Source organism: Photobacterium sp. Ph5 (assembly GCF_022129445.1).
GTDB lineage: Bacteria > Pseudomonadota > Gammaproteobacteria > Enterobacterales > Vibrionaceae > Photobacterium.
Genome location: NZ_JADQAQ010000010.1, coordinates 41870 through 56923, shown reverse-complemented (window position 1 = coordinate 56923; position 15054 = coordinate 41870). Strand labels below are relative to the sequence as shown.

Annotated in this window: 14 protein-coding genes; 4 read left to right on the top strand and 10 right to left on the bottom strand. The window is 38.3% G+C overall.

Annotated features, from left to right (window positions below; translation table 11 throughout):
• Positions 1 to 52: 52 nt before the first annotated feature.
• Positions 53 to 712, bottom strand: a complete 660-nt coding sequence (locus I3259_RS06200; RefSeq protein WP_238028819.1) for a TetR/AcrR family transcriptional regulator — start codon at positions 710 to 712, stop codon at positions 53 to 55.
• Positions 713 to 1574: 862 nt separating this feature from the next.
• On the opposite strand from I3259_RS06200, the gene I3259_RS06195 reads away from it, so the two are divergent.
• Positions 1575 to 2828 carry an OFA family MFS transporter gene (locus tag I3259_RS06195; protein WP_238028818.1) on the top strand — a complete coding sequence of 418 codons (1254 nt, stop codon included), beginning with the start codon at positions 1575 to 1577 and terminating at the stop codon, positions 2826 to 2828.
• 721 nt (positions 2829 to 3549) lie between these two features.
• On the opposite strand, the gene I3259_RS06190 is transcribed toward I3259_RS06195, so the two are convergent.
• Positions 3550 to 4368, bottom strand: a complete 819-nt coding sequence (locus I3259_RS06190) for an NAD-dependent epimerase/dehydratase family protein (protein ID WP_238028817.1) — start codon at positions 4366 to 4368, stop codon at positions 3550 to 3552.
• A gap of 372 nt (positions 4369 to 4740) precedes the next feature.
• On the opposite strand from I3259_RS06190, the gene I3259_RS06185 reads away from it, so the two are divergent.
• Entirely contained in the window at positions 4741 to 5598 is an 858-nt protein-coding gene (locus I3259_RS06185; RefSeq protein ID WP_238028816.1) for a MurR/RpiR family transcriptional regulator, read from the top strand.
• A gap of 238 nt (positions 5599 to 5836) precedes the next feature.
• Positions 5837 to 7282, top strand: a complete 1446-nt coding sequence (gene pyk, locus I3259_RS06180; protein WP_238028815.1) for a pyruvate kinase — start codon at positions 5837 to 5839, stop codon at positions 7280 to 7282.
• 65 nt (positions 7283 to 7347) lie between these two features.
• On the opposite strand, the gene rimJ is transcribed toward pyk, so the two are convergent.
• Positions 7348 to 7944, bottom strand: coding sequence for a ribosomal protein S5-alanine N-acetyltransferase (gene rimJ, locus I3259_RS06175; RefSeq protein ID WP_238028814.1), 597 nt, complete (start codon positions 7942 to 7944; stop codon positions 7348 to 7350).
• A 156-nt stretch (positions 7945 to 8100) separates the two neighbouring features.
• Here rimJ and I3259_RS06170 point away from each other — a divergent pair, with 156 nt between their 5' ends.
• The gene (locus I3259_RS06170) at positions 8101 to 8601 is read left to right on the top strand and encodes a methylated-DNA--[protein]-cysteine S-methyltransferase (RefSeq protein ID WP_039872396.1); all 501 of its coding nucleotides are present in this window, start codon (positions 8101 to 8103) and stop codon (positions 8599 to 8601) included.
• A 78-nt stretch (positions 8602 to 8679) separates the two neighbouring features.
• Here I3259_RS06170 and tyrR read toward each other — a convergent pair whose 3' ends face one another.
• The 7 genes from tyrR to pspA form a co-directional block, all read right to left on the bottom strand.
• A complete protein-coding gene (gene tyrR, locus I3259_RS06165) occupies positions 8680 to 10218 on the bottom strand; it encodes a transcriptional regulator TyrR (protein ID WP_238028813.1) in 1539 nt (512 codons plus the stop codon).
• 252 nt (positions 10219 to 10470) lie between these two features.
• A complete protein-coding gene (locus I3259_RS06160; RefSeq protein ID WP_238028812.1) occupies positions 10471 to 10971 on the bottom strand; it encodes a hypothetical protein in 501 nt (166 codons plus the stop codon).
• 85 nt (positions 10972 to 11056) lie between these two features.
• Positions 11057 to 12076 carry a TIGR01620 family protein gene (locus tag I3259_RS06155; protein ID WP_238028811.1) on the bottom strand — a complete coding sequence of 340 codons (1020 nt, stop codon included), beginning with the start codon at positions 12074 to 12076 and terminating at the stop codon, positions 11057 to 11059.
• Entirely contained in the window at positions 12073 to 13470 is a 1398-nt protein-coding gene (locus tag I3259_RS06150; RefSeq protein WP_238028810.1) for a YcjX family protein, read from the bottom strand. Before I3259_RS06150 ends, I3259_RS06155 begins: the two co-directional genes overlap by 4 nt.
• 157 nt (positions 13471 to 13627) lie before the next feature.
• A complete protein-coding gene (gene pspC, locus I3259_RS06145; protein WP_005367018.1) occupies positions 13628 to 14014 on the bottom strand; it encodes an envelope stress response membrane protein PspC in 387 nt (128 codons plus the stop codon).
• Entirely contained in the window at positions 14014 to 14241 is a 228-nt protein-coding gene (gene pspB, locus I3259_RS06140; RefSeq protein ID WP_006646015.1) for an envelope stress response membrane protein PspB, read from the bottom strand. The genes pspC and pspB overlap by 1 nt, the downstream gene beginning before the upstream one ends.
• A 56-nt stretch (positions 14242 to 14297) precedes the next feature.
• Positions 14298 to 14963 carry a phage shock protein PspA gene (gene pspA, locus I3259_RS06135; RefSeq protein WP_005367014.1) on the bottom strand — a complete coding sequence of 222 codons (666 nt, stop codon included), beginning with the start codon at positions 14961 to 14963 and terminating at the stop codon, positions 14298 to 14300.
• Positions 14964 to 15054: the final 91 nt, after the last annotated feature.

Below are 15054 nucleotides of genomic sequence, written 5' to 3'. Positions count from 1 at the left end.
TGCTTCGATTATTTTTATAATGATTAGGTAGGTATACATTTGTTATAAGGCTTTATACTTGCTTAACTAGCGAAAGATTCGGTTCAATTGGCGCACCGACTCCTGCCGCAAGATAAGGCACAAGACGATCAATTAAATCTTCAGTTTTAACATGACTAGAAAAGTCGTTTTCTGCTATTTCACATAAAGCGGCACTTGATGCCATCGTAAATACTGATGCACCTAATGTGAAATGTAAGCGCCAGAAAAGGGTTTCTGGATCTAAAGATGGATTAGCACGGCATACTGCAGTGACAAAAAGAGAAAGCACTTTTTCATAGCGGGTAACAATAAACCACCGTAAATGTCCCTGTACGTCAGTATACCCCCGCCCCAGCAATGACATAAAAACTGTCGCGCCATTAGTTCGACAATCATTAAGGCTTACCAACGGTGACTTGGTACAGTGGAAAACATCTTCCATCGTAAAATCATCACGGGTTAATAGCCTTTCTAATTCACTTTGCAGAGCTGGCATAAAGATATCAAGGTAGCGGCTGAGTACTGCCCGTACTAATGTTTTCTTATCTCCGTAGTGATAATTAACAGAAGCTAGATTCACTCCTGCTTTGCTCGTGATGGTCCGCAGCGATGTTTCATTAAAGCCATGCTCGGCAAATAGCAACTCTGCGGCATCTAGAATACGACTTTTAGTTTCACCTTTTCCAGCCATTTTCATTCACCCGTATTAAACACATGTTTAAATACTACAACTCGTTAACACTTTTAACAAGTTCGCTATCTCATTTTGAGAGGTGAAATCTATTTAGATATTAAAAATAGAGAAAACAACAATAAGTACTTATATATCAATAAATTAACAACAAAAGTCATACGTAAAATTGATAACCAATAAAAAATAATAGAAAAAACATATATTGGTGGAACTTAACCGCATCGACTGAGTCTGATTAAATGCCACTACTTTTTTGTTGAAGATTTTCCTTCATAGCCTACTCCTATAATTGGAGTAGGTATTATTTCAGCGCTAACTTATATTCAGCAGGCTCTATTGCCCCTACCTTTCATTCGCACCTACACATATTTATTCACATCTACACACACCTCATTCATATAACTGAAAGGCGAGTCACTTTTATACACAACACTATAATACCAACAACAATAACTCTTAATTCATCAAAATATATAAATAACCATTCTTCAAATTAATTAATTAATTAATTAAAAAAATAACATGATATCTAATTATCTTTGTTTTTAGTTCTGTTAATTATAATTAAAATTCATTATAAGATTATTTTAACGATTAAAATTAACCTGCATTAATTTATAATACATAATACAAATAATGATTTTACACTCTTTATTTGAATGACAAATATTTCAAATAAAGCCAATATAATCAACAACTTATTTTATTTCATATTTACTTACATTTTAACTTGCTATCACTATTTTTATCGCTAAAATTCCCCTACAGTATTAGCGGGTAATATTTAATAAGCATTTTAATATTACAACGATCTATTTATTCGGTGTTTCACCGTCTAAATATCATTAGAGAGAAATTCATGTTTGATAGAGCAAAGCAAATTCTTATTGCTGGTTTTTGTATTAATTTATGTATTGGTATTCTATTTACTTGGAGTGTATTTAAAAAAGCGCTTGTTGTTGACTTAGGATGGACAAACGCTGAAGCATCTCTACCTTATACTGTTGCTATTATTACTTTCTCTGTAACCCTTCTATTAGCTGGTATTTTACAAGATAAATTTGGCCCTAAACGTGTATTAATCGCAGGTACAATCTGCTCTGGTTTAGGTCTAATCGCATCCGGTTACATCACAAGTCCTATTCAACTTATTTTTACCTTTGGTATTCTTGCAGGTGGTGGTATTGGTTTTGGTTATGCCTGTCTAAGCCCTGCAGCAATGAAATGGTTTCACCCATCAAAGCGTGGGCTAGTGAATGGTCTTATCGCTGCTGGTTTTGGTCTTGCAGGTGTTTACCTTGCACCGTTAATTACGTCTTTAATTGCAAGCTACGGCATTAACTACAGTTTTATTATTTTAGGTGTGGCGCTTTTATGCATTGCAACACCATTAGCATTTACTATTACCAATCCACCAGCCAATTACGTACCCGTAGCCTCATCTAAACAGGCAGATAAAAAAGCTGCGGCTCCACAAAAAGAATTACGTTGGACTGCTATGCTGAAAACCACTCAGTTTTATAGCATTTGGGTTATGTACCTTTGTGCATCATCAACTGGTTTAATGATCATTGGCAATATTACCTCTATCGCATCGGCACAGGCTGGTATGACAGATGCTGCTCACCTTGTCGTTATTCTGGCTTTGTTTAATACATCAGGTCGTGTGTTTGCCGGCATGCTATGCGACAAGATAGGTGGTCTTAAAACATTATCACTGTCATTTCTGCTATCGATCGCTAATATGATATTGTTCCCTCATTACACTAGCCATATTGGGCTTATCATCGGTATGGCAACAGCTGGCCTATGTTACGGCACATTGCCAGCAGTATTCCCGTCATTAACTGCAGGTTTCTATGGCTTGAAAAACTATGGTACAAATTATGGTGTCGTATACACTGCATGGGGTGTCAGTGGTTTCATTGGCCCTGTGATTGCTGCTGTTGCTGTTGATACTACAGGTAATTACAACCTCGCTTATTTCTATTCAGCAATTATCATGGGAATTGCATTCGTGTTCTCCATTTTAACAAAGAACCCAGCGAGCAAATCAATAGCGGCTTCAGATACAGAGACGAATGACGTACTAAACGCAAAAGTAGCGGCTTAAAAATTAAAAGCATTATAAAAACAATGAGTTATAATTATTCCTTTTTTTATTATAAAAATATTTAAAAATTTAGGAACCTTTTGGTAAACCTTGAGTCTTAATTAATGTATTCATATTGATAAAGATTTCGCAAAACGGACATGTTTCACCAATTTTTATCATTGTAAATGCCACTACTGCTTTAACTCCTAATTGTATTTTTTTATTTTTGCCCGCTACGTTTTAGCGGGCTTTCTTTTATCAAAAAAGCCTTTCACCTTCACTATGAAAAAAAATATAACTTTTTTTCATTTTTATTGAACTAACCATTTTAATGTCAGTCATACTAATATGATTCAGGATACGACCTACTATGCATTAGGTTTTGAATCAGTCTCTTACAGATTTTTTATTTGTGTTAGATGTCCACTACTGCTGAACTTTGTGAAATATTTACGGAACTTTTTATCCCATTAATTTTTTTAATGGGATTTTTTTTGCCTTCACAAGCAACTTAAGTAGTAAAAACCTTGTCGATTTAACTTTTCTTACCTGAATATGATTTTTTTTAATCTTTTTTTGAACCAATTCTAAAATTCGGCGTCTGAATATATAGAATTCATAATATTGGTGAGAATTGTTTAACTGGCCGTCGAACTTCTTCCAATGCTCCTAATTGCCACTGCAACTATTCTTTAGTTGCATATTTTTACGCTGGACATCTGTTCAGCGTTTTTTTTACCTAATCGTTTAACATAAGATCACGATATTGCAGAGCATAATCCAGTACAGACAACGTTTCTGAAGCATCAATCACTTTTGCATTCTTGTTCTCATCATCAGGTAAAAACTTAGGTAACGGTAATGACAATTGTTGCGCCATTTGAGTGTAATATTGACGACGAGTTGGATGAAAGTCTGATGCTAAATGTAAGACTGGTATAATCTTTTTCTGAGCAACTAATTGTACAATCGCAGCAACACAGTCTTCTAAGTGAATTAGATTTACAGGACTACTCCCTCCTTTTAACTCTTTTCGGCCCGCTAAAAATTTAACAGGATGGCGATCGTCACCAATGAGTCCCGATAACCGTAATATCGTTAATTTATCTCCCCACTGCTCACGCAAATGATTCTCAAGATTTACATGAACTAATGCTGATTCGGTTAATGGCATCACCTCATCACTCTCAATTACACGTCCTTGTCGCCCATCATAAACAGACGTTGTACTGATAAAAATAATACGCTGACAACCTGATTGATAAGCTGCGTTAGAAAGAGATAACACATTTTGATAATGTTGCTCTTTATCAATACATTGACGACCAGCAGAAATATTAATCACCATCACGTCACTTGATAATATCGGTACTAAAGACGATAATTGCTTATCCTCAGTTAATGGTAGCTGCATTGGCACACCATGTATGCCAAATGAAGTTAACGCGTTCGTATCAATCTCATTTCTTTTTGTACCGTAAACGTTATACCCATGTTTATATAACGCCTTTGCTAAAGGCAAACCAAGCCAACCACAACCACATACCGCAACATTCATTTTTTCACCTCCTAATTACATCAGATCCATATAAGAAAAATAACACCAATACTATGTCGCTTTAAGTTTCAGTCAAAAAATGATAACAAATTACATCACTCTATTTTTTCATGCTGTAAAATAATTCCTTAGATATGAAAGGAATATACAAAAATTCACTGTATCTACTGCTTTTTTGTAATTATTCATCGAATAGAGTTTCAAAACTGAAAGCCAAAAGTCGATCCCTGTCAAAAACTAATAAAATTAGCCTTCAAAAAGCATTGATTAGCTAGGATATAGTCAAAATTAAGTAGTATAGTTTCATTAAACAAGCATCTTGATGACAAGTTTGCTACAAATGAAATTCAATAACGAAGTGCATGATTAGCTATGAATACCATAGAAAAAATACAAAATAACTTAGAACACTTCAGTAAATCAGAACGCAAAGTCGCCGAAGTTATTATTGCCTCTCCACAAACAGCTATCCACTCTAGTATTGCAACCCTTGCCAAAATGGCTGATGTGAGTGAACCGACCGTTAACCGTTTTTGCCGCCGCTTAGATACTAAAGGTTTCCCTGATTTTAAACTACATTTAGCACAAAGTTTGGCTAACGGTACACCTTATGTAAACCGTAATGTTGAAGAAACAGATGGACCTGATGCCTATACGGCTAAAATTTTTGAATCGACGATGGCATGTTTAGATGTCGCAAAAAATAGTCTTGATTCGATGCAAATTAACCGTGCTGTCGATCTATTAACACAGGCGAAAAAAATCTCTTTCTTTGGTTTAGGCGCTTCTGCATCTGTTGCTCACGATGCGCAAAATAAGTTTTTCCGTTTCAACATTCCTATTGTCTGTTTTGATGATATTGTGATGCAACGCATGAGTGTTATTAACTGCTCTGATGGTGATGTTGTCGTGGTTATTTCCCACACTGGCCGTACAAAGAGCTTGGTTGAAATTGCACAAATGGCACGTGCTAATGGCGCTACTGTTATTGGTATTACAGCAAAAGATTCACCATTAGAGCGTGAGTGTTCATTATCTATTTGTCTAGATGTACCAGAAGACACCGATATTTACATGCCAATGGCAAGCCGTGTTGTACAAATGACAGTTATTGATGTACTCGCGACAGGTTTTACTCTTCGTCGTGGTGCAGGGTTTAGAGATAACTTAAAACGCGTAAAAGAGTCGCTTAAAGACTCTCGCTTTTCTAAAGATGGTTCATCGCTGTAACACTTTAAAAGCGAAGCCTCAGCTTCGCTTTTTTATTCACAACGTTTTCATTACATATTTTTTGTTACAACAAAAAAGAATCAAATAAGTGACAGTTTATTGGCTTTTGATATACATCATTAAGCAAAATAAGCAAGATATGGTATCAAAACTATCTCATATTTTATTGCCAACTTGGTAATCATCATTCCCAATCCAAGTACTCAATAAAGCCCGTTTCTATAAATTGGAGTTTCACATGACAGAACGCCTAAGACGTACAAAAATTGTAACCACATTAGGTCCTGCAACTGATCGCGATAATAACCTTGAAAAAATCATTGCGGCAGGTGCCAATGTTGTACGTATGAATTTCTCTCACGGCAGCCCAGAAGATCATATTCAGCGCACTAAGCAAGTACGTGAAATTGCAGCAAAACTAGGCAAGAACGTGGCGATTCTAGGTGATCTACAAGGACCTAAAATTCGTGTTTCTACGTTTAAAGAAGATAAAATCCAACTCGCTATTGGTGATAAATTCACCCTAGATAGTGATTTACCTAAAGGCGAAGGCGATCAGTTTGCTGTCGGTCTAGACTACAAAGAATTACCTAAAGATGTAACAACCGGTGACATCCTGCTATTAGATGATGGTCGTGTACAATTAAAAGTAACAGCAGTTGAAGGTAATAAAGTCCACACTGAAGTGACTGTGGCTGGCCCATTATCAAATAACAAAGGCATCAATAAAAAAGGCGGCGGCCTTTCAGCAGAAGCACTAACAGATAAAGATAAAGCAGATATTATAACGGCTGCGGCAATGGGCGTTGATTATCTTGCAGTATCATTCCCACGTAATGGCGAAGACATGAAATATGCGCGCCGATTAGCCACTGAAGCAGGTCTGAATGCAAAACTAGTCGCTAAAGTTGAACGTGCAGAAGCGGTAGCAACAACCGAAGCGATGGACGATATCATCCTTGCATCTGACGTTGTTATGGTTGCTCGTGGTGATCTTGGTGTTGAAATCGGTGATCCTGAGCTAGTTGGTGTACAAAAGAAACTTATTCGTCGTGCTCGTAGCTTAAACCGCACGGTTATTACAGCAACGCAAATGATGGAATCAATGATCACTAGCCCAATGCCAACACGTGCAGAGGTTATGGATGTTGCTAATGCTGTATTAGATGGTACAGATGCGGTAATGCTTTCAGCTGAAACAGCTGCGGGACAATTTCCTGAAGAAACCGTAAAAGCAATGGCAAGTGTTTGTTTAGGTGCAGAAAAAGAGCCTAGCATAAACGTCTCTAACCACCGTTTAGATCGCTTCTTCTCATCGCCTGAAGAAACGATTGCAATGTCAACCATGTATGCTGCAAACCACATGGAAGGTGTAAAAGCGATGGTGGCAATGACTGAGTCTGGTCGTACACCATTAATGATGTCTCGTATTTCATCAGGCCTACCTATTTTCGCACTATCTCGTAACGAAAATACGTTAAACCAAGCTTCATTATACCGTGGTGTAACACCTGTATTTTTCAATCGTGACAGCGATGCTGGCTTAGAAGCGGCAAAACATGCGTTAGATGTGCTTCGTGATGCTGGATTTGTTAAAGTGGGCGATCTTGTAATCATCACTCAAGGTGATGTGATGGATACCGTTGGCTCAACCAACAATATGCGGATTCTAACTGTCGAGTAATCGATTGATCTCATACAAAAATGCACTAAAAGGCAACATTCGCGTTGCCTTTTTATTGCTTGTTTTTAAGACGCTGACCACGTAACGGGTGCTGTCCACTGCTGATTAATCAATGAAGTAAGAACATGATCTTGCCATTTTCCATCAATCAATAAATACGCTTTCGCCAGTCCTTCTTCTTCAAATCCTACTGAATGTAAAACGCTAGCACTTTTTTTATTATGTGGCATGTACGCAGCCATAATACGATGAAAACCTTTTTCTTCGAACATCCAATTCACCGTCTTTTTTAATGCTCGACGCATAATAGCTCGACCTTGATAATCTTGATCAAGGGAGTAGCCAACATGACACGCATGAAATGGAAATTTAACCAAATTACTATAGTTAATGACCCCGATAATATCGTCAGTTTCTCTGTCTTCGATGACAAAATAAAAGGCCATTTCATGGCGGTGTAACGTCGCTATTTGTTCAACTCTTTTTTGCCAACCAAGCTCTGAAAAAAACAATTCATTACGCATCGGCTCCCAAGCTTTCAGAAAATCACGGTTTTTTTGATAATACGTTGTTATCTTTGCCACATCCTGACTTGAAATAAGCCTAATTTTTATATCATCAAGCGCAATTGTGGATGAACGGTTTATAATTGAATGGAACAAACTATTACCTCGACACAAGGATGTTAATAAGAGGTGCTGAGCATTGCCGTAAGATTAGCATAACTAATAAACACATTGTTATATGTTATCAAACTGTTATCTGTTAATCTTAGCTTAGCAATGTTATTAATTACTAACGCATTTAGTGAGTTATGGATGTATTACGATTGTATAGAAACTGAACTAGGCAGCATTATGTTGCTTGCCGACCATCAAGGCTTAAGAAGGTTAACTGTCAATAGTCCAGGCTATTACCCCGATGAGTCATGGCAGCATAACCCCTCTTTTATGAGACCCTTTATAAGGCAACTGAAAGAATATCTCTTAGGCTCACGTAAACGCTTCACCTTCCCTCTCGCTCCTCAAGGAACGATGTTTCAACAGCAAATATGGCATGCTATTGCTGATATTCCCTTTGGTGAAACATCCAGTTACGAACAAATCGCGCTTGATATTGGCAATTCAGCTGCAAGCCAAGCTATAGGCATGGCAAAGAATGTAAACCCTATCCCTATCATTATCCCTTGTCACCGTGTACTTAATAGCAATCAAAATCTTTGCGGCTATCGTTATGGTGCTGAAATGGTAGAACTATTACTTGCATTAGAGTCAGGTAATGCCATTCTCATTAAAGAACCACAACATGAAATAGCATAACGCTAATTCTAGGTTGATATTCGAGATCATAAAAAAGAGATAATAGTATTATCTCTTTTTCTTTTATATCCACAGTCATTAACTGCGCTTACTTAAACCGTATTCTCGTAATTTATTAGCAACGGCTGTATGTGAGACCCCTAAGCGTTTCGCTAACTTACGGGTAGACGGATAACTACGATATAGGTTCGATAATATACCGGATTCATAACGTTTCATTATTTCATCAAGAGAACCATCTAATGTTTCATCACTGATAATGCTGCTTGATTCATTTTCAGGTAACTGTACATCATCTGACGTCATGACCGTATTTTCAAGTTGTGTCATCGCACGGAATAACACATTACGTAATTGGCGAATATTACCAGGCCATGCATATTGCTTTAAGTATTCAGCCAACTCCTCAGATATTTGAGGTTTAGGCTGATGTAACTCTTGTGATAACTGGTTCAAGAATAATTCAGCTAACGGTACTATATCTGCCGTTCTTTCACGTAATGGTGGCACAACTAAAGCAAGAACATTTAGGCGATAATACAAATCTTCACGAAAATCACCTGCAGCAACTAAATCTGGTAACTTTTTCTGTGTAGAGCAAATAACGCGAAGATTAACTTTTTTCTCTGCTTCTTCGCCTACGCGTCGGAACGTCCCATCTTGTAAAAAGCGTAATAATTTAATTTGTAGATGTTTTGACATCTCACCAATTTCATACAAAAAAACGGTACCGCCGTCAGCTTGCTCAAAAATACCTTTTTTACTTGGCTCAGTTGCACTCCCAGCAAAACCAAATAGCTCAGTTTCAGCAGCGTTATCGGGCATAGACACACAGTTAACAACTAAAAATGGTTTCTCTCGACGTATTGAACGTTGATGGCAGGCACGGGCTAACATTTCTTTTCCTGTTCCCGTTTCACCTTGGATCAATAATGGTGCATCTAATAACGACAACTTTTTCGCTTGTGCTAATAAATGCTTAAAACGCGATGATTGCCCGACTAAATGCTCAAAACCACTGTCTCCATCTAATTGGCGAGTCACTATTGGCATAGTTGCTTCAGAAAGTGATTTAAGAAGAATAAGGGCACTAGCAAAGACTGGAATATCCGTTTCATCTTTAATATAAACGGGCATGACTTCCATTTGGTAATCTAAACCTGCAATTACCACCATTTCGATATGTTTTTCAGCCTGTTTTGTTTCTAACCACCGCTGAACATTAAACCCAAATAGCGTATGAACATTTTCATGATGGAGTGCACCATGATGATGGACTAATAATCTTTCAGCAGCTTGATTTGCAAAATCAATTTTTCCATTTAAATCAATGGAAAAAAAAGGATCAGGTAACGTTTGAAGTAACGCAGAAAGCTCTGTATGTTCACGTTCACTCGGCATGAAATGTATTTTTCTAACATCTGTTACGCCATCTAATTGTCTGATTTGAGACATTAGCTGACTAAACTGTTCAAATTCAATTTCAGGACAATTGAGGTAAATAATACCAATGCGATCAATTTCAATTCCTCGAAGATCAATCTCCTGACTAGTCAGAATATCGAGTAGCTCGCGAGTCATCCCAACCCGATCTTCACAAAATACCTGTAGCCTCATACTTGTCGCCTTCTTAGATGTAGCCTATTCTTGACTCAACTAAGTTTTAAAAAATCAATGAAATTATAATAACTTAGAAGAGGTAACATTCGAGTTGTCAACTTAACGTGACATTCAAGCAGTGTGCTATTAAGCCCATTTATAGTCAAGATGGAAATCTAAGATATGAGATTAAATGGTGATGAGTAAGTCAATTTTCACCACTTATTCTCATTAGATAATAACGCAGTCTGTATTTGACAAAAATCATCATTAGCTTTGCTTTTCATCACCAGGTGCATAGCTAAACATGACATGCTTCATTGAACTGTTCAATTGAATATTACGCGTAATAACAGGCTCTGCAGCTGCCATGGCGGCTGATACCCCAGCCCATCCATCTTCTTGCGCTTCTAATACAACATAAACCGTATCATCAACTTGTTTGAAATAAAGCACTTTGCCAGCTTCTGGGTAAGGTAACGTTGCTTGCGCACTTTGCTCTGCTATATACGCTAACTTGTCTTCAACTTGCGGCAATGAGTGACAAGTTTGCTTAAATTGTGTCGTTGAATAAGGATTAACACCACCTTCTTGGCTAAATAGCGCCATGGCGTGTGTATATTTTTCAATATCAACAGGCAATGAATAGGCGTATTCACCTTCGCTACATTGTTCAACCCTTGATGTAGCTATTGTTTTCGTTGTAGATGTTTGCGCATCACAGCCAAAGAATAAAAAGGCTAATGGCAATAGCAGCATCGTTTTTTTCATTTTCATTCCACATAATTCTTCAAATAAGAAATAAGCTTACCGTTACCGATAAGCTTATGTGTTAATTATTTGAAAATACTATCTTTTAATCATCTTTTTTATGCGTGAGCTGAGCGACAAGATCTTTTCTGATCTCACTTAACTTAGGCTGCTCCCCTGGTAACCAAGGTAATGGGCGCATTAAACCAATCGCTTTGAGTCCTAATCGCCCTGTTAGTAAGCCAATACTTACTCCTTGTGCTACACGCGTTGACATACGACCCGCTAGATCCATCGATAGCATGTCCATACCTAAATCGGTGATCACCTCTGATGCACCAGCAAATGCCATGTTAGCTAATACTAACTTCAGCAATTTAATTCGCGACCAATAGCCTAATTCCACCCCATAAACACGGGAAATTTGTTCAATTAATCGTAAATTACGCCATGCCACCAGCAACATATCAGCCACCGCTAACGGACTTAATGCCACCATGACTGCAGCATCACTGGAGTATTTCGCCACCAGCTTGCGTGCCAATTTATCTTGCTGACTTACCACTAAATGATCGTATAGCTCTAAAACTTCACGATCGTTATGGGTTGCATCTAATGAATTAATCCAACGATCGTAACCATGATTATCGCTACTAATATGGCTATGCTGAGCAAGCTTGGTACAGAATGCTTTACCATGACCAATACCGTCCCCATCCAACAAGATTTGTGCTTCATCACGCTCAGTTTGGCGTAATTTCAATCGACGTAACTTAAAGAATTCACGCCCAAGAGCGCTAATACCCGTTACCGCAACACCTGCAACAATGGCGCTCCAGCCTAGTGATAACCAATCTGCACTTTGATACGCAGTAACAACGTGATCAACTGTTTGCCACCCAACCATTGCAGCACCCGCCACCGCTAACGCTTTTAAAAAGCCATAACGACGTTTAGGTTTCGCTGCTAATACCTGTTTTAAGTCTTGCTCAACTTCTGGTTCTTGAGTCACATCCGGTAGAAAGTCAGATTTTTCTGCAAACTCTAATTTTGACGCAATATTTAATTGCTCAACTTGAGCAGTAGGCTCATCAAAGACAATTTTACTTTTAAGTTGATCACTCATTGCAATTTATCTCCCAGCAAATACTCAAGCGCTTTATCCATTCGGATATGCGGTAACGGTTCGTCACTTTGCTGTGGTAATGGACGGAAATTAATAAAATCAAAGCTCTGTTGTTGCCAGAAATTATCACTCGGCAATCGCTTCGGCACTTCTCCAGGAAAAAGAGTCTGTGGACTACCTAACATATCTGTCCCACGTAATGCCGGCACTTGCTGACCTTGATGCACGACAAACCCTGGCTCTGTTGCTTGAATCGACGCCAAGCTCACACAGTCCATATTAATACCTTCAAAGGAGGCGGTTTGCCATGCTTCATTTACTAGCTGCTGTAATAATCCGACTAAATTCGGGTGCTGCTCGGGCGTAATATGATCGGCTTTGGTTGCAGCGAAGAGTACTTTATCAATACGCGGTGAAAATAGTCGGCGCAGTAACGAGCTACGTCCGTATTTAAAACTTTGCATCAACTGATCTAATGCTTGGCGCATATCGTTAAATGATTCTGGCCCTGCATTTAATGGTTGCAAACAATCAACTAAGATTATTTGGCGATCAAACTTAGAAAAATGATCGTTATAAAACGCTTTTACAACGTGTTGCTGATAATACTTATAGCGACTGCGTAACATACCAATATTGGTATTCTCATCAGCATCTAACAGTTGTTTTTCAGTATACTTTTGCTCCCACAATAGTGGGAAAAACTGCAATACAGGCGCGCCTGCCAATTCACCAGGCAACACAAATCGTCCTGGCTGAACCCAGTGCAATCCCCCTTCAGCTTTACATTGGTGCAAGTAAGCGGTGAAAGATTTAGATATTGCTTCTATTACTTTTTCATCAGCGGGAGCAAAAGGATCAAACGTTTCAGTATTCGTAAGCCAATTTTTTGCTAATTCAAGACGTTTACCTTTTAATACTTGGCTTTGCTGTTTTGACCATTGCAAAAAGTCCAAATCAAGTAACGGTAGATCAAGTAACCACTCACCAGGATAATCAATAATATCCAAATACAATGTAGCGGTTTCTTGAAACAGCTTTAATGCCCCTTTTTGTGGTTTGTAACGCAATGCTAGACGTGTTTGGCTAACATCTCGTGTTGGCTCTGGCCATTCAGGTGGCGCCGATAAGATAGATTGCATTCCCTCATCATAACCAAATTTAGGCACATGCAAATCTAACTGAGGAACACGTTTCGCTCCTAGCAAATAACCGTCACGCACTGCACTAAACATCGGTAAACGAGCGTTAGTACTAACATGCAGTAATTGATTTATAAGAGAAGTAATAAAGGCCGTTTTACCTGCGCGAGACAATCCGGTAACCGCCAGTCGTACATGTCGGTCTAAACTTCGATTGACGAGCTTATTCAACTCATTACTGATTCGATTCATGATTAACCCTAGTTGTTTTCATTTTTGTTTTAGGTTTAACAACTTTATTCTAATATTTATCAATAAAGTGATTTAACTATATTACGCCTTTATAGCGAAAAAAAGCAGGTCTGACATTGATCAGTACCTGCCTCATTACGCTAAATTTTATTGATAATTAAAGCTTATTGAACTCGCGATCAACTTTAAATGCAGATGATGTAACATACGCTTCCATCTGTTGTACTTTCTTTTCTGCTGTATCAAATTCTGATTCAACTTTTTGTAGAATTTGATGCGCTGAGCGACCTGCCTGCCATGGTTTCTGTTTTACGTTATGCTCGGTATAAGTATCTTGTTGCTCTTTTCGCTGTGGTGGCATTTTATCTAAAATCAACCAGGCGGCGATATAAGCAATCGTGGCAAAAAAACCTAAACCAAGTAAGAAGGCCGAAACAGCAAGAATACGTACTAACCAAATTTCAACACCGAAATATTCCGCTAAGCCAGCACACACACCACCCAATTTTCCTTTTTTAGGATCACGGTATAAGGTCTTACTCATTATTTTTGCCTCCACCTTGGCACTTCAGCATCAAGAATACGCTCTAACGTTACAATACGTTCTTGCATATCTTCTGCGCGTGCCACCAAGGTCTCTAACTTTTTCTGATCTTCACCTGACAGCCCTTCACCTGCTTGACGTTTACTGCGATAGTGAAGGATTAACCATAGCGGTGCGACAATAATCATGAACACCACTAATGGAACGCTAATAAAACCCATTGACATTATTTGTTCTCCTTTCGCGCAGAATCAATGAAACAACGACGATAACTTCGTTGTACTTACTCTTTATCCTTGATGTTCGCTTTTAAGCGCTCAAGTTCTTTTTCAATTTCGTCTTGTGCTTGTAAATCAGCAAATTCTGACTCTAAGCTTTTGCCACGACCAAAGCTATAACTATCTGCTTCTGCTTCCATTTCATCGATGCGACGCTCATATTGCTCAAACTTCGACATCGCCTCATCAACTTTACTTGTATCTAGCTGACGACGAACATCACGGCGAGTGCCTGCTGCTTTATGACGTGTCACTAACGCTTGTTGACGAGCGCGTGTTTCTTGCAATTTACGCTCAAGCTCAGCGACTTCTAATGACAATTTTTCAATTGTCTCTTCTACTAGTTTGTATTCTTCATTTAGCGTTAATGCGACATCGGCCAATTTTTGCTTTTCGATCAGTGCTGCACGGGCTAAATCTTCACGACCTTTTTGCAGTGCAAGGCTCGCCTTTTCCTGCCAATCTGTAATTTGTGATTCAATCGCTTGAATACGACGATGTAACTCTTTTTTATCAGCTAATGCACGAGCTGAAGATGTACGTACCTCAACTAATGTATCTTCCATCTCTTGGATGATAAGACGGATCAGTTTTTGTGGATCTTCAGCCTTATCCAGTAACGAATTCACATTGGCATTTACGATATCAGCAAAACGAGAAAAAATACCCATCATTAAACTCCTTGATTAAACCCATTTCACAGTAATCACGCTTACAGGTTTATATAGTGATACTAACTTAATGTTATTGTGTTACCACTTA